General features: G+C 38.1%; 35 protein-coding genes. All 35 read left to right on the top strand.

Features of this window, described 5'->3' with window-relative positions; translation table 11 throughout:
- Position 1: 1 nt before the first annotated feature.
- The 35 genes from fusA to ctlX all read left to right on the top strand — a co-directional run bounded on the left by fusA (position 2) and on the right by ctlX (position 22693).
- Positions 2-2128: an elongation factor G gene (gene fusA / locus HC176_RS04725; RefSeq protein WP_167917027.1), complete on the top strand. Its 2127-nt coding sequence runs from the start codon at positions 2-4 to the stop codon at positions 2126-2128.
- An 11-nt stretch (positions 2129-2139) separates the two neighbouring features.
- A complete protein-coding gene (rpsJ, locus tag HC176_RS04720; protein WP_076698044.1) occupies positions 2140-2445 on the top strand; it encodes a 30S ribosomal protein S10 in 306 nt (101 codons plus the stop codon).
- A gap of 183 nt (positions 2446-2628) precedes the next feature.
- Entirely contained in the window at positions 2629-3246 is a 618-nt protein-coding gene (gene rplC / locus HC176_RS04715) for a 50S ribosomal protein L3 (RefSeq protein ID WP_167917026.1), read from the top strand.
- Positions 3246-3875 carry a 50S ribosomal protein L4 gene (gene rplD, locus HC176_RS04710; RefSeq protein WP_167917025.1) on the top strand — a complete coding sequence of 210 codons (630 nt, stop codon included), beginning with the start codon at positions 3246-3248 and terminating at the stop codon, positions 3873-3875. The genes rplC and rplD overlap by 1 nt, the downstream gene beginning before the upstream one ends.
- A 7-nt stretch (positions 3876-3882) precedes the next feature.
- Positions 3883-4173, top strand: a complete 291-nt coding sequence (rplW, locus tag HC176_RS04705) for a 50S ribosomal protein L23 (protein ID WP_167917024.1) — start codon at positions 3883-3885, stop codon at positions 4171-4173.
- A 10-nt stretch (positions 4174-4183) separates the two neighbouring features.
- Entirely contained in the window at positions 4184-5011 is an 828-nt protein-coding gene (rplB, locus tag HC176_RS04700) for a 50S ribosomal protein L2 (protein WP_167917023.1), read from the top strand.
- A gap of 3 nt (positions 5012-5014) precedes the next feature.
- Positions 5015-5293: a 30S ribosomal protein S19 gene (rpsS, locus tag HC176_RS04695; RefSeq protein ID WP_013869040.1), complete on the top strand. Its 279-nt coding sequence runs from the start codon at positions 5015-5017 to the stop codon at positions 5291-5293.
- Positions 5294-5299: 6 nt separating this feature from the next.
- Positions 5300-5707, top strand: a complete 408-nt coding sequence (gene rplV / locus HC176_RS04690; protein ID WP_167917022.1) for a 50S ribosomal protein L22 — start codon at positions 5300-5302, stop codon at positions 5705-5707.
- Between the two features lie 8 nt (positions 5708-5715).
- On the top strand, positions 5716-6435 hold the full coding sequence (rpsC, locus tag HC176_RS04685; RefSeq protein ID WP_167917021.1) for a 30S ribosomal protein S3: 720 nt from the start codon (positions 5716-5718) through the stop codon (positions 6433-6435).
- 21 nt (positions 6436-6456) lie between these two features.
- Positions 6457-6876: a 50S ribosomal protein L16 gene (gene rplP, locus HC176_RS04680; RefSeq protein ID WP_167917020.1), complete on the top strand. Its 420-nt coding sequence runs from the start codon at positions 6457-6459 to the stop codon at positions 6874-6876.
- A gap of 13 nt (positions 6877-6889) precedes the next feature.
- Positions 6890-7081, top strand: a complete 192-nt coding sequence (gene rpmC / locus HC176_RS04675) for a 50S ribosomal protein L29 (RefSeq protein WP_167917019.1) — start codon at positions 6890-6892, stop codon at positions 7079-7081.
- Positions 7082-7092: 11 nt separating this feature from the next.
- A complete protein-coding gene (gene rpsQ, locus HC176_RS04670) occupies positions 7093-7350 on the top strand; it encodes a 30S ribosomal protein S17 (protein WP_167917018.1) in 258 nt (85 codons plus the stop codon).
- A gap of 2 nt (positions 7351-7352) precedes the next feature.
- Entirely contained in the window at positions 7353-7721 is a 369-nt protein-coding gene (gene rplN / locus HC176_RS04665; RefSeq protein WP_116038984.1) for a 50S ribosomal protein L14, read from the top strand.
- Between the two features lie 14 nt (positions 7722-7735).
- Positions 7736-8047, top strand: coding sequence for a 50S ribosomal protein L24 (rplX, locus tag HC176_RS04660; RefSeq protein ID WP_167917017.1), 312 nt, complete (start codon positions 7736-7738; stop codon positions 8045-8047).
- Positions 8048-8049: 2 nt separating this feature from the next.
- A complete protein-coding gene (gene rplE / locus HC176_RS04655) occupies positions 8050-8601 on the top strand; it encodes a 50S ribosomal protein L5 (protein WP_167917016.1) in 552 nt (183 codons plus the stop codon).
- Positions 8602-8604: 3 nt separating this feature from the next.
- Positions 8605-8874 (top strand): 30S ribosomal protein S14, encoded by a 270-nt coding sequence (rpsN, locus tag HC176_RS04650; RefSeq protein WP_136480159.1) that lies wholly within the window; start codon positions 8605-8607, stop codon positions 8872-8874.
- A 68-nt stretch (positions 8875-8942) separates the two neighbouring features.
- Positions 8943-9341, top strand: a complete 399-nt coding sequence (gene rpsH, locus HC176_RS04645) for a 30S ribosomal protein S8 (protein ID WP_167917015.1) — start codon at positions 8943-8945, stop codon at positions 9339-9341.
- A 19-nt stretch (positions 9342-9360) separates the two neighbouring features.
- Positions 9361-9903 (top strand): 50S ribosomal protein L6, encoded by a 543-nt coding sequence (rplF, locus tag HC176_RS04640; RefSeq protein ID WP_167917014.1) that lies wholly within the window; start codon positions 9361-9363, stop codon positions 9901-9903.
- A gap of 10 nt (positions 9904-9913) precedes the next feature.
- Positions 9914-10270, top strand: coding sequence for a 50S ribosomal protein L18 (rplR, locus tag HC176_RS04635; protein WP_167917013.1), 357 nt, complete (start codon positions 9914-9916; stop codon positions 10268-10270).
- 6 nt (positions 10271-10276) lie between these two features.
- Positions 10277-10801 (top strand): 30S ribosomal protein S5, encoded by a 525-nt coding sequence (rpsE, locus tag HC176_RS04630; protein WP_167917012.1) that lies wholly within the window; start codon positions 10277-10279, stop codon positions 10799-10801.
- A gap of 11 nt (positions 10802-10812) precedes the next feature.
- Positions 10813-10992 (top strand): 50S ribosomal protein L30, encoded by a 180-nt coding sequence (gene rpmD, locus HC176_RS04625; protein ID WP_167917011.1) that lies wholly within the window; start codon positions 10813-10815, stop codon positions 10990-10992.
- Positions 10993-11006: 14 nt separating this feature from the next.
- Positions 11007-11459: a 50S ribosomal protein L15 gene (gene rplO, locus HC176_RS04620; protein ID WP_167917010.1), complete on the top strand. Its 453-nt coding sequence runs from the start codon at positions 11007-11009 to the stop codon at positions 11457-11459.
- 14 nt (positions 11460-11473) lie between these two features.
- Positions 11474-12829, top strand: a complete 1356-nt coding sequence (secY, locus tag HC176_RS04615; protein ID WP_167917009.1) for a preprotein translocase subunit SecY — start codon at positions 11474-11476, stop codon at positions 12827-12829.
- An 11-nt stretch (positions 12830-12840) separates the two neighbouring features.
- The gene (gene infA, locus HC176_RS04610) at positions 12841-13056 is read left to right on the top strand and encodes a translation initiation factor IF-1 (RefSeq protein ID WP_007094967.1); all 216 of its coding nucleotides are present in this window, start codon (positions 12841-12843) and stop codon (positions 13054-13056) included.
- 86 nt (positions 13057-13142) lie between these two features.
- A complete protein-coding gene (ykgO, locus tag HC176_RS04605; protein ID WP_013305171.1) occupies positions 13143-13259 on the top strand; it encodes a type B 50S ribosomal protein L36 in 117 nt (38 codons plus the stop codon).
- 107 nt (positions 13260-13366) lie between these two features.
- Positions 13367-13741, top strand: coding sequence for a 30S ribosomal protein S13 (gene rpsM / locus HC176_RS04600; RefSeq protein WP_167917008.1), 375 nt, complete (start codon positions 13367-13369; stop codon positions 13739-13741).
- 101 nt (positions 13742-13842) lie between these two features.
- Positions 13843-14226, top strand: coding sequence for a 30S ribosomal protein S11 (gene rpsK / locus HC176_RS04595; RefSeq protein WP_167917007.1), 384 nt, complete (start codon positions 13843-13845; stop codon positions 14224-14226).
- Between the two features lie 169 nt (positions 14227-14395).
- Positions 14396-15001 (top strand): 30S ribosomal protein S4, encoded by a 606-nt coding sequence (gene rpsD / locus HC176_RS04590; RefSeq protein WP_167917006.1) that lies wholly within the window; start codon positions 14396-14398, stop codon positions 14999-15001.
- Between the two features lie 98 nt (positions 15002-15099).
- Positions 15100-16092: a DNA-directed RNA polymerase subunit alpha gene (locus tag HC176_RS04585; protein WP_167917005.1), complete on the top strand. Its 993-nt coding sequence runs from the start codon at positions 15100-15102 to the stop codon at positions 16090-16092.
- Between the two features lie 66 nt (positions 16093-16158).
- The gene (gene rplQ / locus HC176_RS04580; protein ID WP_167917004.1) at positions 16159-16629 is read left to right on the top strand and encodes a 50S ribosomal protein L17; all 471 of its coding nucleotides are present in this window, start codon (positions 16159-16161) and stop codon (positions 16627-16629) included.
- 85 nt (positions 16630-16714) lie between these two features.
- Positions 16715-17836 carry a glutamine-hydrolyzing carbamoyl-phosphate synthase small subunit gene (carA, locus tag HC176_RS04575; protein WP_167917003.1) on the top strand — a complete coding sequence of 374 codons (1122 nt, stop codon included), beginning with the start codon at positions 16715-16717 and terminating at the stop codon, positions 17834-17836.
- A gap of 139 nt (positions 17837-17975) precedes the next feature.
- On the top strand, positions 17976-19268 hold the full coding sequence (eno, locus tag HC176_RS04570) for a phosphopyruvate hydratase (RefSeq protein ID WP_167917002.1): 1293 nt from the start codon (positions 17976-17978) through the stop codon (positions 19266-19268).
- A gap of 172 nt (positions 19269-19440) precedes the next feature.
- Positions 19441-20727 (top strand): citrate synthase, encoded by a 1287-nt coding sequence (locus HC176_RS04565; RefSeq protein ID WP_167917001.1) that lies wholly within the window; start codon positions 19441-19443, stop codon positions 20725-20727.
- Between the two features lie 72 nt (positions 20728-20799).
- Complete coding sequence (locus HC176_RS04560; protein WP_167917000.1) at positions 20800-21714, top strand: dimethylarginine dimethylaminohydrolase family protein; 915 nt, start codon at positions 20800-20802, stop codon at positions 21712-21714.
- 46 nt (positions 21715-21760) lie between these two features.
- Positions 21761-22693 (top strand): citrulline utilization hydrolase CtlX, encoded by a 933-nt coding sequence (ctlX, locus tag HC176_RS04555; RefSeq protein WP_167916999.1) that lies wholly within the window; start codon positions 21761-21763, stop codon positions 22691-22693.
- The last annotated feature ends 136 nt before the right edge of the window (positions 22694-22829 follow it).

Below are 22829 nucleotides of genomic sequence, written 5' to 3'. Positions count from 1 at the left end.
CATGGCAAGAGATTTAAAATATACAAGAAATATAGGTATTGCAGCTCATATTGATGCTGGTAAAACAACAACAACAGAGCGTATACTTTATTATACTGGTGTTAGTCATAAAATTGGTGAAGTGCACGATGGTGCTGCAACCATGGACTGGATGGAGCAAGAGCAAGAGCGTGGTATTACCATTACTTCTGCAGCTACAACTTGTACTTGGAAATTCCCGATGGAAAACGCTCAGCCGTTACCAGATACCAAAGACTACCACTTTAATATTATCGATACTCCGGGCCACGTAGATTTTACAGTGGAAGTAAACCGTTCTTTACGTGTGTTAGATGGTTTGGTGTTCTTGTTTAGTGCGGTTGATGGTGTTGAGCCACAATCTGAAACTAACTGGAGACTTGCAGATAACTACAAAGTGCCACGTATTGGTTTCGTAAACAAAATGGACCGTCAAGGTTCTAACTTCTTGGCAGTATGTCAGCAAGTTAAAGATATGTTGAAATCTAACGCAGTGCCAATTGTATTGAACATTGGTGACGAGGCAGATTTTAGAGGTATCGTAGATTTAGTAAAAAACAGAGCCGTAGTTTGGCATGACGAAACTCAAGGGGCTACCTTTGATGTTGTTGAGATTCCAGACGATATGAAAGAAGAGGCTCGTAAGTACCGTGCGCTTTTAATTGAGGAAGTAGCGACTTACGACGAAAACCTTCTTGAAAAATTCATGGAAGATGAAGATTCAATTACAGAAGACGAGGTGCATGCTGCACTTAGAGCTGCTGTAATGGATATGGCTATCATTCCAATGATTTGTGGTTCTTCATTTAAAAATAAAGGTGTTCAGTTCTTGTTAGATGCTGTATGCCGTTACTTGCCTTCTCCTTTAGATAGAGATAACATTGTAGGTACTAACCCTAATACAGGTGAGGAAGAGAGCCGTAGACCAGATGCTAAAGATCCATTTTCAGCTTTAGCGTTTAAAATCGCTACCGATCCTTTTGTTGGTCGTTTAGCATTCTTCCGTGCTTATTCAGGTCGTTTAGATGCAGGTTCGTACGTTATGAACAACCGTTCTGGCAAAAAAGAGCGTATCTCTCGTATTTACCAAATGCACTCTAACAAGCAAAACGCTATCGAGTATATCGAAGCTGGAGATATTGGAGCTGCTGTAGGATTTAAGGATATCAAAACTGGTGATACTTTAACTGATGAAAAGAATCCAATTGTATTGGAATCTATGGAATTCCCTGATCCAGTAATCGGTATCGCGGTAGAGCCTAAAACAAAGGCAGATGTTGATAAATTGGGTATGGCTTTGGCTAAATTGGCTGAAGAAGATCCAACATTTACAGCAAGAACAGACGAAGCTTCAGGACAGACTATTATTTCTGGAATGGGTGAGCTTCACTTAGATATTATTGTTGACCGTCTTAAGCGTGAGTTTAAGGTAGAGGTTAACCAAGGTCAGCCTCAAGTAGAGTACAAAGAAGCCATTACACAACGTGCCGAGCACAGAGAGGTTTACAAAAAGCAATCTGGTGGTCGTGGTAAATTCGCCGATATTGTATTTACTATTGAGCCTGCTGACGAAGGTAAGGATGGATTAGAGTTTATTTCTGAGATTAAAGGTGGTAACGTTCCTAAGGAATTTATCCCTTCAATTGAAAAAGGTTTCCAAATGGCTATGGTAAATGGTCCGTTGGCAGGTTACGAAGTAGATTCTATGAAAGTAACTTTAACTGATGGTTCTTACCACGATGTGGATTCTGATCAATTGTCTTTCGAATTAGCTGCAAAACTTGGTTTTAAAGCTGCTGCTAAGGCTGCAAAAGCCGTAATCATGGAGCCTATGATGAAATTGGAGGTAATTACTCCAGAAGAAAACATGGGTGATATTGTAGGTGATTTGAACAGAAGAAGAGGTCAAGTAAGCGACATGAGCGACCGTGCTGGTGCTAAAGCAGTAAAAGCTATTGTGCCATTATCAGAAATGTTTGGTTATGTAACTACATTAAGAACATTATCATCAGGTCGTGCAACGTCAACAATGGAATTTTCACATTACGCTGAAACACCTTCAAATATTTCTGAAGAAGTGATTAAGGCAGCTAAAGGTGTTGAAGCTTAAAATCTAAGAAAATGAGTCAAAAAATCAGAATAAAATTAAAATCTTACGATCACAACTTGGTTGATAAATCGGCCGATAAGATTGTAAAAACAGTAAAAAGTACAGGTGCTGTTGTAACTGGACCAATTCCTTTACCAACGCACAAAAAAATCTTTACTGTATTACGTTCTCCACACGTAAACAAGAAATCGAGAGAGCAATTCCAACTATCTTCTTATAAGAGATTGATGGATATTTACTCATCATCATCAAAAACAATTGATGCCTTGATGAAGCTTGAGTTGCCTAGTGGTGTTGAGGTTGAGATAAAAGTCTAACGGACTTTTATCGAAATTCCGAACTTGTTTCGGAATCTCATCAAAAGACCCTGAAACAAGTTCAGGGCATGCATGTCCCACCGATGCGGTCGCGGGAAAAACGGAAAAATACATTTCAGGGACGGAAGGTATTTTGTCCCTGAAGTTTTTTAAATAAGTAACAAATAAATTAATAATTAAATTATGTCTGGGTTAATTGGAAAAAAAATCGGTATGACCAGCATCTTTGATGAAAACGGGAAAAATATTCCTTGTACAGTAATCGAAGCAGGTCCATGTATCGTTACCCAAGTCAGAACTGAAGAGGTTGACGGCTACGAAGCTGTTCAATTAGGTTTCGATGACGCGACAGAAAAAAGCGCTACAAAGGCAGACATCGGTCATGCTAAAAAAGCGGGTACTTCTGTAAAGCGTAAAATCGTTGAGTTCAAAGGTTTTGATGAGGAGTACAAATTAGGAGATTCTATCACTGTAGATCACTTTGTTGAAGGTGAATTTGTTGATGTGTCTGGTATTTCAAAAGGAAAAGGATTCCAAGGTGTTGTAAAGCGTCATGGTTTCGGTGGTGTAGGTCAAGCTACCCACGGTCAGCACAACCGTTTAAGAGCGCCAGGTTCTATTGGAGCCGCTTCTTATCCTGCTAGAGTATTCAAAGGCATGAAAATGGCCGGAAGAATGGGTGGTGAAAAAGTGAAAGTTGAAAATTTAAGAGTATTGAAAGTAGTTGCTGAAAAGAACCTACTTGTTGTAAAAGGTTGTGTGCCTGGACACAAAAACTCTTATGTAATTATTAGAAAGTAATGAAAGTAGCAGTTTTAGATATAAACGGAAAAGACACAGGTAGAAAGGCAGACCTTTCTAAAGATGTGTTTGCTATTGAGCCTAATAATCACGCCGTATATTTGGATGTTAAACAATATTTAGCAAACCAACGTCAAGGTACTCACAAATCGAAAGAAAGAGGAGAAATTGCCGGAAGTACGCGTAAAATTAAGAAGCAAAAAGGTACTGGTACAGCTCGTGCTGGTAGCATCAAGTCTGGTGTATTTAAAGGTGGTGGACGTATGTTTGGTCCAAGACCAAGAAACTATAGCTTCAAGCTTAACAAAAACCTTAAGCGTTTAGCACGTAAATCTGCATTAAGTATTAAGGCCGGAGAGCAATCAATTACAGTTTTAGAAGACTTTAATTTTGATGCTCCAAAAACCAAAAACTTTACTGCAGTGCTGAAAGCCTTAGAGTTAGACAACAAAAAGTCTTTGTTTGTGTTGGGTGGGTCAAATAATAACGTATATTTGTCGTCGCGCAATTTAAAAGGTTCTGAAGTGATAACAGCTTCAGAATTAAGCACATACAAGATTATGAATGCTAATCAAGTAGTGCTTTTAGAAGGTGCTATTGAAGGAATTGAAACAAACTTAAGTAAATAAGAAACAGATGAGTATCTTAATTAAACCTATAATCACAGAAAAAGCGACTGCTGATAGTGAGTTAAAAAACTGCTATTGGTTCTCGGTGAACACAAAGGCGAACAAGGTAGAAATCAAAAAAGCGGTTGAAGCTGCTTATGGTGTTTCTGTTGAAAAAGTTCGTACTATAAATGTCCGTCCAGATAGAAGAACCCGTTACACAAAAACAGGTCTTCAACATGGTAAAACAAATGCTGTTAAAAAAGCAATTGTACAACTGGCGGAAGGTGAAATGATTGATTTATACAGTAACATGTAATTAGACAACAATGTCAGTAAGAAAATTAAAACCAATCACACCAGGACAGCGTTTTAGAGTAGTAAATGGGTATGACGCCATAACTACTGATAAGCCGGAAAAGAGCTTGCTCGTTCCGAATAAAAGGTCTGGTGGTAGAAACAGTCAAGGAAAAATGACCATGCGCTACATTGGTGGTGGTCATAAGAAAAAGTATCGTCTTATCGATTTTAAAAGAGACAAAGCAGGAATCCCTGCCGAAGTAAAATCGATTGAGTACGATCCAAACAGAACAGCTTTTATCGCTTTGGTAAACTACCAAGATGGCGAAAAAAGATATGTAATTGCTCAAAACGGATTGCAAGTAGGGCAAAACATTGTGTCTGGTAAGGAAGGTGTAGCACCAGAAATTGGTAACGCTATGCCATTAAGTGAAATTCCATTAGGAACCATTATTTCTTGTGTAGAATTACGTCCAGGTCAAGGTGCTGTTATGGCACGTAGTGCTGGTGCTTTTGCCCAGTTAATGGCAAGAGACGGTAAGTTTGCTACTATAAAATTGCCTTCAGGTGAAACCAGAATGATTCTAGGAACTTGTATGGCTACCATCGGGGTTGTATCTAACTCAGATCACCAATTAATAGTAGGTGGTAAAGCAGGTAGAACAAGATGGTTAGGTAGAAGACCGAGAACTAGACCGGTAGTGATGAACCCGATTGATCACCCAATGGGTGGTGGTGAAGGCCGTTCTTCAGGAGGTCACCCACGTTCAAGAAACGGTGTTCCAGCTAAAGGTTATAGAACACGTTCTAAAACAAAAGCGAGTAATAAGTATATTGTAGAACGTAGAAAGAAATAAGACATGGCAAGATCATTAAAAAAAGGACCTTACGTTCATTATAAATTAGAAAGAAAAGTTGCCGCTAATGTTGAGGCTAACAAAAAAACAGTAATCAAAACTTGGTCTCGTGCTAGTATGATTACTCCAGATTTCGTTGGACAAACAATAGCAGTGCACAATGGCCGTCAATTCGTTCCAGTTTACGTAACTGAAAACATGGTAGGTCATAAATTAGGAGAATTTTCACCAACACGTTCATTCCGTGGGCATGCCGGTGCTAAAAATAAAGGTAAAAAGTAGTAAGCTATGGGAAGTCGTAAAAAACAAATGGCAGACGCTATTAAGGAAGGTAAAAAGCAAGTGGCTTTTGCAAAACTTAATAATTGTCCTACATCACCAAGAAAAATGCGCTTAGTAGCCGATTTAGTAAGAGGTGAAAAGGTAGAGAAAGCACTTAATATCTTAAAGTTCAGCCAAAAGGAAGCTTCAGCTCGTTTAGAGAAGTTACTATTGTCAGCTATCGCTAACTGGCAAGCAAAAAATGAAGACGCCGATGTTGAATCTGCAGAATTATTTGTAAAGGAGATTAGAGTTGACGGAGGATCGATGTTAAAGAGATTACGTCCTGCACCTCAAGGTCGTGCACATAGAATTAGAAAACGTTCTAACCACGTAACATTGGTGGTTGGTGCTAACAATAACACACAAGCTTAATAAAGAGTATGGGACAAAAAACAAATCCAATCGGAAATCGCTTAGGAATTATCAGAGGATGGGAATCTAACTGGTACGGAGGAAACGATTATGGCGATAAACTTGCCGAAGACGATAAGATTAGAAAATACGTTCACGCGCGTCTTTCTAAAGCTAGTGTAAGTAGAGTAATTATTGAAAGAACTTTAAAGCTTGTAACCGTTACTATCACTACGGCACGCCCAGGTATCATTATTGGTAAGGGAGGTCAAGAGGTAGACAAGTTGAAAGAGGAGCTTAAGAAAATTACCGGAAAAGAAGTTCAGATCAACATCTTTGAAATTAAAAGACCTGAACTAGATGCATTTTTAGTAGCATCAAGTATTGCCCGTCAAATAGAGAACAGAATCTCTTACCGTCGTGCAATCAAAATGGCTATTGCTGCTACAATGCGTATGAATGCTGAAGGAATAAAAATCCAAATTAGTGGTCGTTTAAACGGTGCTGAAATGGCACGTAGCGAGCACTACAAAGAAGGACGTATTCCTTTATCGACCTTTAGAGCCGATATTGACTATGCTTTAGTTGAGGCACACACTACTTACGGTAGATTGGGTGTTAAAGTATGGATCATGAAAGGTGAAGTATACGGTAAAAGAGAGCTTTCTCCGCTTGTTGGATTGTCCAAAAAGCAAGGAAAAGGTGGAGCCGGACGTGGCGGAAACAAAGGGCCTCGTCGTAGAAAGTAATTTTTTATAAAGTAAAGAAAAATGTTACAGCCTAAAAGAACAAAATTTCGTAAGCAGCAAAAAGGACGCATGAAAGGTAATGCCGGAAGAGGCAACCAACTTTCAAGCGGAACTTTTGGAATAAAAGCATTAGACTCAGTATTTATAACGTCTCGTCAAATTGAAGCAGCACGTATCGCCGCTACACGTTACATGAAAAGAGAAGGGCAGCTTTGGATTAAAATATTTCCAGACAAGCCTATCACAAAAAAGCCTCTTGAAGTACGTATGGGTAAAGGTAAAGGTGCCGTAGAACTTTGGGTAGCTGTTGTAAAGCCAGGAAGAGTGCTTTTTGAAGTAGGTGGAGTGCCATTAGACATTGCTAAAGAAGCATTACGTCTAGCCGCACAAAAACTACCGGTAAAAACTAAGTTTATAATTGCTAGAGATTACGAAGCATAATTGATTTGATATTATGAAACAATCAGAAATTAAAGAATTATCTGTAGCTGAGTTACAAGAAAAGCTTAGTGAAACTAAAAAGAGTTATTCAGACCTAAAATTGGCTCATGCAATTTCTCCTTTAGAAAATCCAATTCAATTACGTAACCTACGTCGTAGCGTTGCTAGAATTGCGACTGAATTAACTAAAAGAGATTCACAATAATTCTGCTTAAAATGGAAACAAGAAAGTTAAGAAAAGAACGTATAGGAGTTGTTACAAGTAACAAAATGCAGAAATCTATTGTGGTTTCTGAGGTGAAAAAAGTAAAGCACCCTATGTATGGTAAGTTCGTGTTAAAAACAAAAAAATATGTGGCGCACGACGAGAAAAATGACTGCAACGAAGGAGATACTGTAAGGATCATGGAAACACGACCTTTAAGTAAATCTAAATGTTGGAGATTAGTTGAAATAATTGAAAGAGCGAAGTAATCATGGTACAACAAGAATCAAGACTTAAAGTAGCAGACAACACCGGAGCCAAAGAAGTATTAACCATACGTGTTCTAGGTGGTACTAAAAGAAGATACGCTTCTGTAGGAGACAAAATTGTAGTTTCTGTAAAAGACGCAACACCTAATGGAAACATTAAAAAAGGTGCTGTTTCAACCGCAGTAGTAGTGCGTACCGTTAAAGAAGTGCGACGTCCAGATGGATCTTATATCAGATTCGACGATAACGCATGTGTACTTTTAAACCCTCAAGGTGAAATGAGAGGTACACGTGTATTCGGACCAGTTGCAAGAGAGCTTCGTGATAAACAATTCATGAAGATTGTATCATTGGCACCAGAGGTGCTTTAATACAAATTATTAAGATGGGAAAGCTTAAAATAAAAACTGGAGATACCGTAAAAGTAATTGCTGGAGACCACAAAGGTGCAGAAGGTAAAGTACAAAAGGTATTAATAGAAAAGAACAAAGCGATTGTTGAGGGCGTAAACTTAGTGAAAAAACACACTAAGCCAAGTGCTCAAAATCCTCAAGGAGGAATCGTAGAGAAAGAAGCGGCTATTCACGTATCTAACTTATCATTGTTAACCTCAAAAGGTGAAGAAACAAGAGTTGGTTACAGAATGGAAGGCGATAAAAAAGTACGATTTTCTAAAAAATCTAATGAAGTAATATAGTTATGGCATATTCACCAAGACTTAAAGAAGAGTATAAAAGCAGAGTAATTGCAGCTCTTACAGACGAATTTGGATATAATAATGTAATGCAGGTTCCTAAACTGGAAAAGATAGTATTATCTAAAGGTGTAGGTGCTGCCGTTGCAGACAAAAAGTTGATTGACTACGCCGTAGAGGAATTGACTACTATATCTGGACAAAAAGCCGTAGCAACGATTTCTAAAAAGGACGTTGCATCTTTCAAACTTCGTAAAGGGATGCCAATTGGGGCAAAAGTAACTTTACGTGGTGAAAGAATGTACGAATTCTTAGATCGTTTAGTAACTTCTGCACTTCCACGTGTAAGAGATTTTAATGGAATTAAGGCTACAGGCTTCGACGGAAGAGGTAACTACAACCTAGGTATTACCGAGCAAATTATCTTCCCAGAAATAAACATTGATAAAGTGAACAAAATTTCTGGAATGGATATTACATTTGTAACTTCAGCCGAAACTGATAAAGAAGCAAAATCATTATTAACTGAACTAGGATTACCTTTTCAAAAGAACTAAGATATGGCTAAAGAATCAATGAAAGCCCGTGAGGTAAAAAGAGCTAAAACAGTAGCCAAATACGCTGCTAAACGCAAAGCTTTAAAAGAAGCAGGCGATTACGAAGCGTTACAAAAGCTACCTAAAAATGCATCTCCTATCCGTCAGCATAATAGATGTAAGTTAACCGGAAGACCAAAAGGATACATGCGTACATTTGGTATCTCTCGTGTAACATTTAGGGAAATGGCCAACCAAGGGCTTATTCCGGGAGTAAAAAAAGCAAGTTGGTAATATTATTTAAATAATCAGGCTTAAGGTTCGGGACCAACCGAAAACCAAGGCCACAAAATCAATTCATTATGTACTCAGATCCAATTGCGGATTATTTGACTCGAATTAGAAACGCAGTGCGTGCCAACCACAGAGTGGTGGAGATACCAGCATCTAATTTAAAAAAGGACATCACTAAAATATTATTCGAGCAAGGATATATTTTAAGTTACAAATTTGATGATTCCACAGTACAAGGCACTATCAAAATAGCGCTTAAGTACAACAAAGAAACAAAAGAACCAGTAATCAAGAAGCTTCAAAGAATTAGTACGCCAGGTTTACGTCAGTATGCCGGTGCTAAGGAATTGCCTAGAATCCTTAACGGTCTTGGTGTTGCTATCGTTTCAACTTCTCACGGAGTAATGACGGGCAAACAAGCCAAAAAGGAAAATGTAGGTGGCGAAGTTTTATGTTACGTATACTAATTTTTAATACCGAAAAGAAATGTCAAGAATAGGAAAAAATCCAGTAGCCATTCCAGAAGGTGTAACAGTTGACGTTAAAGATAACGTTGTAACTGTAAAAGGAAAATTAGGAGAGTTAACTCAAGCGTTCGATACTGTTGAAATTAAAGTTGAAGAAGGTAATATTATTGTAGAGCGTTCTTCAGAAGCCAAAGATCACAAAGCTAAGCACGGTTTGTACAGAGCATTGCTTAACAACATGATTGCTGGTGTTTCAAAAGGTTGGACAAAAGAGCTAGAATTGGTTGGTGTAGGTTATAGAGCATCAAACCAAGGCCAAAAATTAGATTTAGCATTAGGTTTTTCACACAATATCGTTTTAGATTTAGCTCCAGAAGTTAAAGTGGAAACTATTTCTGAAAAAGGTAAGAACCCAATCGTTAAACTAACTTCTCATGATAAACAATTAGTTGGTCAAGTAGCAGCGAAGATTCGTGGTTTTAGAAAGCCTGAGCCTTACAAAGGAAAAGGAATCAAGTTTGTTGGTGAAGAAATAAGAAGAAAAGCAGGTAAATCAGCTTAATAATTAAGTTATGGCATTGACAAAGAACGAAAGAAGACTAAGAATAAAAAACAGAATCCGTAAGGTTATTTCTGGTACAGGAGAAAGACCAAGATTGGCTGTTTATAGAAGTAATAAAGAAATTTATGCTCAGTTGATAGATGACCTAACTGGTAACACCATTAGCGCGGCATCTTCAAGAGATAAAGATATTAGTTCTGCGAAAGCAACTAAAGCTGAAGTAGCGAAATTAGTAGGTAAAGCAATTGCCGAAAAAGCTGTAAAAGCAGGTATTGAAACGGTTTCTTTTGATAGAGGCGGTTACCTTTACCATGGTAGAGTAAAATCATTAGCTGAAGGAGCTAGAGAAGGCGGACTAAAATTCTAAGATATTATGTTTCAAAAATATAAAAGTGCAGAGTTAGTAAAACCAGGTGGACTAGATCTTAAAGATCGTTTGGTTGGTGTACAAAGGGTTACTAAAGTAACTAAAGGTGGTAGAGCATTTGGTTTTTCAGCAATTGTAGTAGTTGGTGACGAAGCTGGTGTTGTAGGCCAAGGTTTAGGAAAATCTAAAGACGTTGCCAGTGCTATCGCAAAGGCCGTTGAGGATGCAAAGAAAAACTTGGTTAGAATTCCAATTAGAAAAGGAACGTTGCCACACGAACAAAAAGGAAAATACGGTGGAGCTAGAGTAAACATTATTCCTGCTGCTCCTGGTACCGGTGTAATCGCTGGTGGTGCTGTAAGAACAGTGCTTGAAGCAGTTGGTGTACACGATGTATTGTCTAAATCTCAAGGGTCTTCAAACCCACACAACGTAGTTAAAGCTACTTTTGATGCCTTATTGCAATTAAGAGATGCTAACACTATCGCGAGAGATAGAGGTATTTCACTTGAAAAAGTTTTTAACGCTTAATACAGACAGAAATGGCAAAGATTAAAGTAACAAAAGTTAAAAGCGCAATCAATCGTCCGCAAAGACAAAAAAGAATTTTAGAATCTTTAGGTCTTAGCAAGATTGGTCAAGTAAAAGAGCACGAAGCTACACCAAGTGTTTTGGGGATGGTAGCTAAAGTTTCACATTTAGTTTCTGTTGAAGAAGCTTAAAAATATAAACTGAAATGGATTTAAGTAATTTACAACCTGCAGAAGGTTCAGTAAAAAGCCAAGGAAAACGAGTAGGTAGAGGGCAAGGATCTGGTAAAGGTGGTACCGCTACACGTGGTCACAAAGGTGCCAAATCGCGTTCTGGTTATTCTAAGAAATTAGGTTTTGAAGGTGGACAAATGCCACTTCAAAGACGTGTTCCTAAGTTTGGCTTCACTAACATTAACCGAGTGGAGTACCAAGGTGTTAACCTTGATACCTTGCAACAATTGGTTGATGATAAAAAGATAAACGATACTGTAGATTTTGAAACCTTGTTTGCTAACCGTTTGGTTGGTAAAAACGACCTAGTTAAAATATTAGGTAGAGGTGAATTGAAAGCTAAATTAAAAGTATCTGCTCATAAGTTTACTGCTTCGGCTAAAGCTGCTATTGAGGCTGCTGGAGGAGAGGCTGTAACTATATAAGACTTGTTATAAGTATGAAATTTATAGAATCAATTAAAAATGTTTGGAAGATAGAGGAACTAAGAAACAGAATCATAGTGACTTTGAGTCTGTTGTTAGTCTATCGATTTGGTGCCCAAGTAGTATTACCAGGTATTGACGCCGCCCAATTAAGTGGCTTGGCCGATAAAACCGATAGCGGGTTATTAGGTTTATTAAACGCCTTCACCGGTGGAGCATTCGCTAATGCTTCGGTATTCGCACTTGGTATCATGCCTTACATTTCTGCTTCTATTGTTGTACAGTTAATGGGTATTGCCATTCCTTATTTGCAGAAATTGCAAAAGGAAGGTGCTAGTGGGCAAAAGAAAATCACCCAAATTACACGTTGGTTAACTATTGCAATCTGTTTGGTGCAAGCACCGGGCTACTTGGCTAGCTTACCAGCTTTGGGTATTCCAACTAGTGCGTTCTTATTAGGAACAGGACCATTGTTTTACTTCTCTTCGGTTACTATTTTGGTAACAGGCTGTATCTTCGCGATGTGGTTGGGTGAGAAAATTACAGATAAAGGTATCGGTAACGGTATTTCATTGTTAATTATGGTTGGTATCATTGCTACTTTGCCACAGGCATTTTTACAAAATGCAGCTACCCGATTAGAAGGTGGTGGTAACGGTGGATTAATGATGGTATTGATTGAATTCGTAATCTGGTTTGTAATCATTTTAGCTTCTATTATGTTAGTAATGGGCGTAAGAAAGATTGCAGTGCAGTATGCAAGAAGAACGGCTACTGGAGGTTACGAAAAAAGCGCCGCTGCAGGTTCTAGACAATACATACCATTAAAACTGAATGCCTCTGGGGTAATGCCAATCATTTTTGCTCAAGCTATTATGTTTGTACCTGGTTTAATTGGAGGGTCGGCTTTCTTAAAGGAAACGGCAACCGGAACTTGGTTACAGACTAACTTTTCAGATATTTTCGGATTGGTTTATAACATCACATTTGCGTTGTTGATTATTGTATTTACCTATTTCTATACGGCGATTACAGTACCGACCAATAAAATGGCCGACGACTTAAAGCGTAGCGGTGGTTTTATTCCAGGCATCCGTCCAGGTTCTGAAACTTCAGAGTACTTAGATAAAATCATGTCGCAAATCACGTTGCCTGGTTCTATATTTTTGGCGTTAATTGCAGTATTCCCTGCATTTATTGTTAAACTTATGGGGGTACAGCAAGGTTGGGCATTGTTCTTTGGAGGAACCTCATTATTGATTATGGTTGGTGTGGCAATTGACACCATGCAGCAAATAAACTCTTATTTGTTGAACCGTCATTACGATGGGTTGATGAAAACAGGTAAAAATAGAAAAGCAGTAGCATAATATATTATACTATGGCAAAACAAGCAGCAATAGAACAGGACGGAACCATCATAGAAGCATTATCAAATGCGATGTTCCGTGTTGAATTGGAAAACGGTCACATAGTGACTGCCCATATTTCTGGTAAAATGCGAATGCACTACATTAAGTTGTTACCAGGAGACAAAGTAAAATTAGAAATGAGCCCTTACGATTTAACAAAGGCTCGTATAACTTATAGATATTAAATAGTTCAAAGTTTCAAGTTTAAAGTTGTAAGTTCCCATTAGGGCAAACCTTAAACTTTAAACCAAAAACCTTAAACTTAAAAGAGATGAAAGTAAGAGCATCAGTAAAAAAGAGAAGCGCAGATTGTAAAATTGTGCGTAGAAAAGGAAGACTTTACGTTATAAACAAAAAGAATCCTAGATTTAAACAAAGACAAGGTTAATTTGTACATGAGTTATTAGTGTTTGGTAGTTAGATGAATCTGTTTGAAATAGCAATGTTTAGGATTCTAACAACTAAAAACTAGCAACAAAAACTAATAAAAACAATATGGCAAGAATTGCAGGTGTAGACATACCAAAAAACAAAAGAGGAGTTATTGCTTTAACTTATATCTACGGTGTAGGAAAGAGTAGAGCAAAAGAAATTTTAGCGGCTGCTAAAGTGGACGAAAGTATTAAAGTTCAAGACTGGACTGACGACCAAATTAGCGGAATCCGTGAGGCCGTTGGAACTTACACTATTGAAGGTGAGTTACGTTCTGAAACCCAATTGAACATTAAGCGATTAATGGATATTGGTTGTTACAGAGGTATCCGTCACAGAGCGGGATTACCATTAAGAGGTCAAAGAACCAAAAACAACTCCAGAACCAGAAAAGGTAGAAGAAAAACTGTTGCTAACAAGAAAAAAGCAACTAAGTAATAAATAGTCTTTAGTCTTTAGACGTTGGAAGGAATCTGTTTGAAATTTATACGGTTTAGGATTCTAGCGACTATTACTAAGAACTAAAAACTAAAAGAATCATGGCAAAAACAAGCACAAAAAAACGTAAAGTTAATGTTGAGGCTGTAGGTGAAGCTCACGTTACAGCATCGTTCAACAACATAATTATTTCACTTACCAACAAAAACGGAGATGTTATTTCTTGGTCTTCTGCTGGTAAAATGGGATTTAGAGGTTCAAAGAAAAATACACCTTACGCTGCTCAATTGGCTGCTGAAGATGCAGCTGCTGTAGCTCAAGAAGCTGGATTGAAAAAAGTAAAGGTTTATGTAAAAGGACCTGGAAATGGTAGAGAATCTGCTATCCGTTCTATCCACAATGCTGGTATCGAAGTAACCGAAATCATCGATGTTACTCCATTACCACATAACGGATGTCGTCCTCCAAAAAGACGTCGAGTATAACAAATTTACATAGTAGAATGAATATCAATTGTTTTTGCAGTTGATATTCATTTTTTATATGTACATTTGCAGACTGAAAAAAATAAACAAGTATCACCGAGAGGACTACGGTTATCGAAGGATAAGATTTAGACCTTAATTCATAACCACTCTCACAAATTAATTTAAAATGGCAAGATATACTGGTCCTAAAACTAAAATAGCTCGTAAGTTTGGCGAAGCTATCTTCGGAGACGACAAGTCATTCGAAAAAAGAAATTACCCTCCAGGGCAACACGGAAACAACCGTCGTCGTGGTAAAAAATCTGAATACGCAATCCAATTACAGGAAAAGCAAAAAGCCAAATATACTTATGGTATATTAGAGCGTCAGTTTAGAGGTTTGTTTAAAAAGGCAAGAGCTGCACAAGGAATTACTGGTGAAGTGCTTTTACAACTTTGCGAGTCTCGTTTAGATAACGTAGTATTCCGTATGGGCATTGCTCCAACAAGAAGTGCTGCAAGACAATTGGTATCGCACAGACACATTACAGTAAATGGTGAGTTGGTAAACATTCCATCTTACGAATTAAAGGCTGGTGACGTTGTTGCGGTTCGTGAAAAATCAAAGTCTCTTGAGGCTATCGAAAGATCACTTTCAAACTCAAGCAATGTTTTCGAATGGATTACTTGGAACAACGATACCAAGCAAGGAACTTACGTTTCTGTGCCACAAAGAATTCAGATTCCTGAAAACATCAACGAGCAATTCATCGTCGAATTATACTCTAAATAATAAATTAATCACATTGGTATTTGGCCAAAGGGTTTATTCGTACTTCTTCAAACTTATAAACCGCGCAACCAAGTAACAATTAAAACGAAGAAAACAATATGGCAGTATTTAATTTTCAAAAGCCGGATAAAGTAATCATGATTGATTCTACTGATTTCGAAGGTAAATTCGAATTCAGACCATTAGAACCAGGTTACGGTCTAACAGTTGGTAATGCGTTGCGTCGCGTTCTTTTATCTTCATTAGAAGGATTCGCCATTACATCGGTTAGAATTGAAGGCGTTGATCATGAATTTTCAGCAATAGCTGGAGTAGTAGAAGATGTAACAGAAATCATCTTAAACCTTAAGCAAATCCGCTTTAAAAGACAAATTGAAGATATCGATAACGAATCGATTTCCATTTCAATTTCTGGACAAGAGCGCATCACTGCCGGGGATTTCCAAAAGTTTATTTCAGGATTCCAAGTATTGAATACCGAATTGGTAATCTGTAACCTAGATCCTAAAGTGAACCTTAACATGGAAATCACTATAGAAAAAGGTAGAGGATATGTACCTGCTGAAGAAAACAAAAAAGCTTCTGCACCAATAGGTACCATCTTTACAGATTCTATCTATACGCCAATAAAAAATGTTAAGTATAGCATTGAGAACTACCGTGTTGAGCAAAAGACCGATTACGAAAAATTAGTTTTCGAAATCATTACCGATGGTTCAATCACGCCACAAGATGCTTTAACTGAAGCGGCAAAGACATTGATTCACCACTTTATGTTATTCTCTGATGAGCGTATCACTTTAGAGGCTGATGAGATTGCACAAACAGAGACTTATGATGAAGAATCACTTCACATGCGTCAATTGCTTAAAACGAAATTGATCGATATGGATCTTTCGGTTCGTGCACTGAACTGTTTAAAAGCTGCAGAGGTTGATACTTTAGGTGATTTAGTATCATTCAACAAAAACGACTTGATGAAGTTCAGAAACTTTGGTAAAAAATCGTTAACCGAGCTTGAAGAGCTAGTAAACGTTAAAGGCCTTAATTTCGGAATGGACCTAAGCAAATATAAATTAGATAAAGATTAATTCTAACTCCTTTATATTTTGCTCCTTAAAAAAGTAGAAGCAAGATAAGGGTTTAAAACAAATGTCATGAGACACGGAAAAAAATTCAACCACTTAGGTAGAAAAACGGCTCACAGAAAATCAATGTTGGCCAACATGGCTTGTTCTTTAATCGAGCACAAGCGTATCAACACAACTGTTGCAAAAGCTAAAGCCTTAAAGCAATTTGTTGAGCCTATGATTACAAAGTCTAAAACTGATACCACCCACAACAGACGTTTGGTAATGGCTAAACTTAGACAAAAAGATGCGGTAACCGAATTGTTCAGAGAGGTGGCTACAAAGGTGGCAGACAGACCAGGTGGTTATACCAGAATTATCAAGTTAGGAAACCGATTAGGTGATAACGCCGATATGGCTATGATCGAACTTGTAGATTACAACGAAATTTACAATGCAGAGAAGGCAAAAAAGAAGACAACAAGAAGAAGTAGAAGAGGTGGTTCTAAGCCAGCAGCTGCTCCTGTTGAAACTAAGGCATCTAACGAAGAAGAATAAATGTTAGTAAGCATTTTAAATATTAAGGATAAACTATTTTAGTTTATCCTTTTTTTTATGCAATTTTGTAAAACTTTTCGAATTTATGAAATATCAAAAAAGACAAAAAGCCATCGTACTTCTAGCAGATGGTACCATTTTTTACGGTAAAGCAGTTGGCAACAAGCAAGGAACATCGTTTGGTGAGGTGTGTTTCAACACCGGGATGACGGGTTACCAAGAGATTTTTACCGACCCATCGTACTACGGACAGCTTATGGTGGCAACCAATGCCCATATTGGTAATTACGGAACCAATGAAGATGAAGTAGAATCAGATTCAGTTAAAATCGCTGGATTAATTGTAAAGAATTTTAGTTACGATTATTCAAGGGTTGCGGCTGATGATTCACTGGAGAGCTTCCTCGATAAAAATAACCTATTGGCCATTTCAGATGTCGATACCAGAGCATTGGTAAGTTACATAAGAGAGCACGGTGCAATGAATGCCGTTATCTCTACCGATGTAGATAACATTGAAGGTTTGAAAAAACAATTGGCAGAAGTACCGAACATGGAAGGTTTGGAACTGGCCTCGAAGGTATCAACCAAAGAGCCTTACTATTATGGTGATGAAAATGCCACTTACAGAGTAGCTGCTTTAGATATCGGTATAAAGAAGAACATACTTAGAAATATAGCTAAGCGCGATGCTTACATCAAGGTATTTCCGTACAATTCAAAGTTTGAAGATTTGGAAGCGTTCAATCCAGATGGATATTTTCTATCGAACGGGCCTGGAGATCCGGAGCCATTGGTTGAAGCCCAAGAAATAGCTAAGGAGATTATTAAACGGGATTTGCCATTGTTCGGGATTTGTTTAGGTCACCAAGTTATTGCATTGGCAAACGGTGCTACCACTTACAAAATGTACAATGGTCACCGTGGAATCAACCATCCGGTTAAAAACCTAAAAACAGGTAAAGGTGAAATTACTTCACAAAACCATGGTTTTGCCGTGAATCGTGAATCGGTTGAGAATAACCCAGATTTAGAAGTAACCCATGTACACCTAAATGATGATACCGTAGCTGGATTGGCCATGAAAAACAAGAATGTGTTTTCGGTACAGTACCACCCAGAAGCTAGTCCAGGGCCACACGATTCGTCTTATCTTTTTGATCAGTTTATTGAAAATATCAAAAAGCAAAAAGTAAGCGCTAGCTAAGTTTAAAATCAGTGTTGTTTGTAAATGAAATAACTAAAACGTTGTAGAACATTTTATGATGATTTTTGTTAAAACATTAAAAAACAAACAAGATTTAAGCGTAAATTTGAAATAATAAAAAGAATAAAACAAACCAATTATGAGTATAATCATTAACGTTCACGCTAGACAAATTCTAGATTCAAGAGGAAATCCTACAGTTGAAGTAGATGTAGTAACAGAAAATAATATTTTAGGTAGAGCTGCCGTACCATCAGGAGCATCAACCGGAGAGCACGAAGCTGTAGAATTACGCGATGGTGGAAACACTTACATGGGTAAAGGGGTGTTAAAAGCCGTTGAAAACGTAAATACCATAATTGCAGAAGAATTGATTGGCATTTCGGTTTTCGAACAAAACCTAATCGATAAAGTAATGATTGATTTGGATGGTACGCCAAACAAATCAAAACTAGGAGCCAACGCTATTTTAGGTGTGTCTTTGGCCGTGGCTAAAGCAGCTGCAAACGAATTGAACATGCCATTGTACAGATACGTTGGTGGTGTTTCTGCTAACACACTTCCCGTACCAATGATGAACATCATCAACGGTGGTTCGCACAGTGATGCGCCAATCGCATTCCAAGAGTTTATGATTATGCCGGTTAAGGCTAAAGATTTCACTCATGCTATGCAAATGGGAACTGAAATTTTCCACAACCTTAAAAAAGTATTGCACGACAGAGGTTTAAGTACTGCTGTAGGTGACGAAGGTGGTTTTGCACCAAACTTAGCTGGTGGAACAGAAGACGCTTTAGATTCTATTAAAGTAGCTGTAGAAAAAGCAGGTTATTCTTTCGGTGATGAAATTATGATCGCTCTTGATTGTGCTTCTGCCGAGTTCTACAAAGACGGAAAATACGATTATACCTTATTTGAAGGCGATAAAGGTCAAGTAAGATCTTCAGCCGAGCAAGCAGAGTACTTAGCGGAACTGACTTCAAAATACCCAATCATCTCAATCGAAGACGGTATGGACGAAAACGACTGGGAAGGCTGGAAATTATTAACCGAAAAAATCGGTGATAAAGTGCAGTTGGTTGGTGACGATTTATTTGTAACCAACGTAGAACGTTTATCAAGAGGTATTGAAAACGGTATTGCCAACTCAATCCTTATTAAAGTAAACCAAATCGGTTCTTTAACTGAAACGATTGCAGCTGTAAATATGGCTAAAAATGCAGGTTATACTTCAGTAATGTCTCACCGATCTGGTGAAACAGAAGATAATACTATTGCAGATTTGGCAGTGGCACTTAACTGTGGTCAAATAAAAACAGGTTCGGCTTCTCGTAGCGACCGTATGGCCAAGTACAACCAATTACTTAGAATTGAGGAAGAATTGGGCGATGTAGCTTATTTTCCACAAGAAAAAGCCTTTAAGGTTAAGTAATAGAATATTAAAACTTTATAACAAAAGCGATTATTTTTTAATAATCGCTTTTTTATTTAATATCAATTTTGATAATTTGGTTAATCGTTTAAATGAATCTAAATTAACTTTATAAATCAAGCTATATTTTGTAAATTAGCGTTCTTCTTAACAAAAAAACTTACAATAAATAATGGCAAACACAGCTAGTATAGAAATAGACGGGAAAAAGTATGATTTTCCTTTAGTAAAAGGTACAGAAAATGAAGTAGCAATTGATATCACAAAACTTAGAGGTTCAACAGGTGGGGTGATCACGCTAGATCCTGGATATAAAAACACCGGATCTTGTGAAAGTGCCATAACGTTTTTGGATGGAGAAAAAGGAGTTTTACGTTACCGTGGCTATTCTATAGAAGAGTTAGCTGAAAAAGCAGATTTCTTGGAAGTGGCTTATCTTTTAATTTTTGGTGAACTGCCAACAAAAGAGCAAAACGATAAATTCCATGACGATATAAAAGCAGAAGCGGTAGTTGACGAAGATGTTAAGAAAATTGTTGAGGCTTTTCCAAAATCTGCACATCCCATGGGAGTTATTTCTTCTTTAACCAGTGCTTTAACGGCCTTTAACCCTTCTTCGGTTAACGTTGAGTCTGAAGAAGATATGTATAAGTCGGTAGTAAGATTATTGGGTAAATTTCCAGTTTTGGTAGCATGGACTTTCAGAAAAAAAGTGGGAAGACCATTAAACTACGGAGACGATACCATAGGCTATGTTGAGAACATCTTAAAAATGATGTTTAAAAAACCAAATGGCGAGTACGAACAAAATAAGGTTTTAATCAACGCTTTAGATAAACTTTTAATCCTTCATGCCGATCACGAGCAAAACTGTTCAACATCAACGGTAAGAATTGCTGGTTCATCTCACGTTGGTTTGTTCGCTTCGATTTCAGCTGGTATTTCAGCGCTTTGGGGGCCACTTCACGGTGGGGCCAACCAAGCCGTATTGGAAATGCTTGAAGCTATAAAATCTGATGGTGGAGATACCAAAAAATATATGGCTAAAGCTAAGGACAAGCAAGATTCTTTCCGTTTAATGGGCTTTGGTCACCGTGTTTACAAAAACTTCGATCCCCGTGCCAGGATCATTAAAAAGGCAGCCGATGAAGTTTTAGGCGATTTAGGTGTTAACGATCCTGTTTTAGATATTGCAAAAGGTCTTGAAAAAGAAGCTCTGGAAGATCAATATTTTGTGGATAGAAAACTATACCCGAATGTAGATTTTTATTCTGGTATTATTTACAGAGCCATGGGCATCCCAACCGATATGTTCACCGTAATGTTCGCCTTAGGACGTTTGCCAGGTTGGATCGCACAATGGAGAGAAATGCGTTTACGTAAAGAGCCAATAGGTAGACCAAGACAAATTTACGTTGGAGCAACCGAAAGAAAGTTTGTGCCTATTGAAGAAAGATAAATAAAAGCAATTTTATGTTTTAAATAAAAGCTCCTTAACATTTTAGTTAAGGAGCTTTTTTATATTTACAACATGATAAAGCTCAATGTAAAAAACGAAACGTCGCGTTTGCGCTCTGTTGTTCTGGGAACAGCAGAGAGTAATGGCCCTACGCCAAAAGTAGAGGAGTGTTATGACCCCAAAAGCATTGAGCACGTGCTAGCTGGTACTTACCCGACTGAAGCCGATATGGTACGCGAAATGGATGCCGTTGCCGAAGTTTTTAAAAAATATGATGTACAGGTATTTCGGCCCGAAGTAATAAAGGATTGCAACCAAATTTTTACACGCGATATTGCCTTTGTGGTGGAAGACAAAATAATACGGGCTAATATTTTGCCAAACAGAGAAAAGGAAATTGAAGCCATACGTTATGTCTGGAATCAAGTGACACCCGAAAACCGTATTATTTTACCTGAGGAATGCCACGTGGAAGGTGGAGATGTTATACCGTGGAACGACTATATTTTTATGGGGACTTATTCGGGAGAGGATTACCCGCAGCTTATCACGGCACGCACAAATATAGATGCGGTAATAGCCATCCAGGAGTTGTTTCCCGATAAAATCGTGAAGTCGTTCGAACTAAGAAAATCGAATACCAATGCCAAAGAAAACGCGCTGCATCTCGATTGCTGTTTTCAGCCCTTGGGTAAAGGCAAGGCCATCCTGCATAAAAACGGATTTTTAATAGAAAGAGAATATGATTGGCTGGTTAATTTCTTCGGAAAGGAGAACATTTTTGAAATTACAAAAGACGAAATGTACCAAATGTGTAGCAATGTGTTTTCCATTTCGGAAGATGTCATTATCTCCGAGCAAAACTTCACCAGGTTAAACACCTGGCTGCGTGAAAACGGTTTTACCGTTGAAGAAGTACCCTATGCCGAAATCGGTAAGCAGGAAGGGCTGCTGCGTTGTAGCACTATGCCTTTGGTTCGGGGTTGAGTAGTTAATGCCGAAATGCTATTTTTGTAACATAAATGTTAACATCATGTCACAAACCACCAATACCATTTTAATGGTTCGCCCTGTAAATTTCAGGATGAACGAACAAACTGCGGTAAACAATTATTATCAGGAGTCAGCAAACTTGTTGCCTGCTGCCATTACGACCAAAGCACAACAGGAATTTGATGCCTTTGTTGAAAAGCTAACGGAAGTGGGAGTGAACGTTGTTGTGGTGAGTGATATTAAGGACACCGATACCCCCGATGCGGTTTTCCCAAATAACTGGGTGTCGTTTCACGAAAATGGTGATGTGGGATTGTATCCTATGTTTGCAGAAAATCGTCGTTTGGAACGCCGAGAGGATATTTTGGAAACTTTGGAAGAAGAGGGGTTTTCAATTGAAAATATCATTGATTACACCAGTGCCGAAGAAGAAGCCGTATTTTTAGAAGGTACCGGCAGTGTGGTGTTGGATCGTGAAAACCGAAAGGCTTACTGTGCACTATCACCACGGGCCGATGAGGATTTGTTCATCGAGTTTTGCGAAGATTTTGAATATTTCCCCGTGGTATTTACGGCTAACCAAACCGTTGACGGCCAACGAAAGCCCATTTACCATACTAATGTGATGATGTGTGTGGGCGAAACCTTTGCCGTGATCTGCCTAAGCTGCATTGACGATAAAAAAGAACGTAAAAATGTCATCAAGCATTTAAAGGAAAGTGGCAAAGACATTATTGATATTACCGAAGAGCAATTAAAACATTTCGCAGGAAACATGCTTCAGGTAAAAGGGGAGAATGATAAGCGCTATTTGGTGATGAGTGAAGCCGCACACAGTGCTCTTACCGAAAATCAAATTACAGCGTTAAAAAAGCATACCGAAACCCTTTACAGTTCACTGGAAACTATTGAAACTTGTGGTGGCGGCTCGGCGCGCTGCATGATGGCCGAGGTGTTTTTGCCTAAAAAATAACTGAATTCATCGAGCATTTTGAACATAAAATTTAGTTTAACCGTCAGTTCGAGTGATTTTGAGGTATAAAAATCGTATCGAGAACTTTTTGCTTACTCAAATCTTAATTCTCGATATAAATTTTTCTCATTTCAAT

The organism is Tamlana crocina (assembly GCF_012037625.1).
This window is presented reverse-complemented; position numbering and strand designations above follow the sequence as displayed.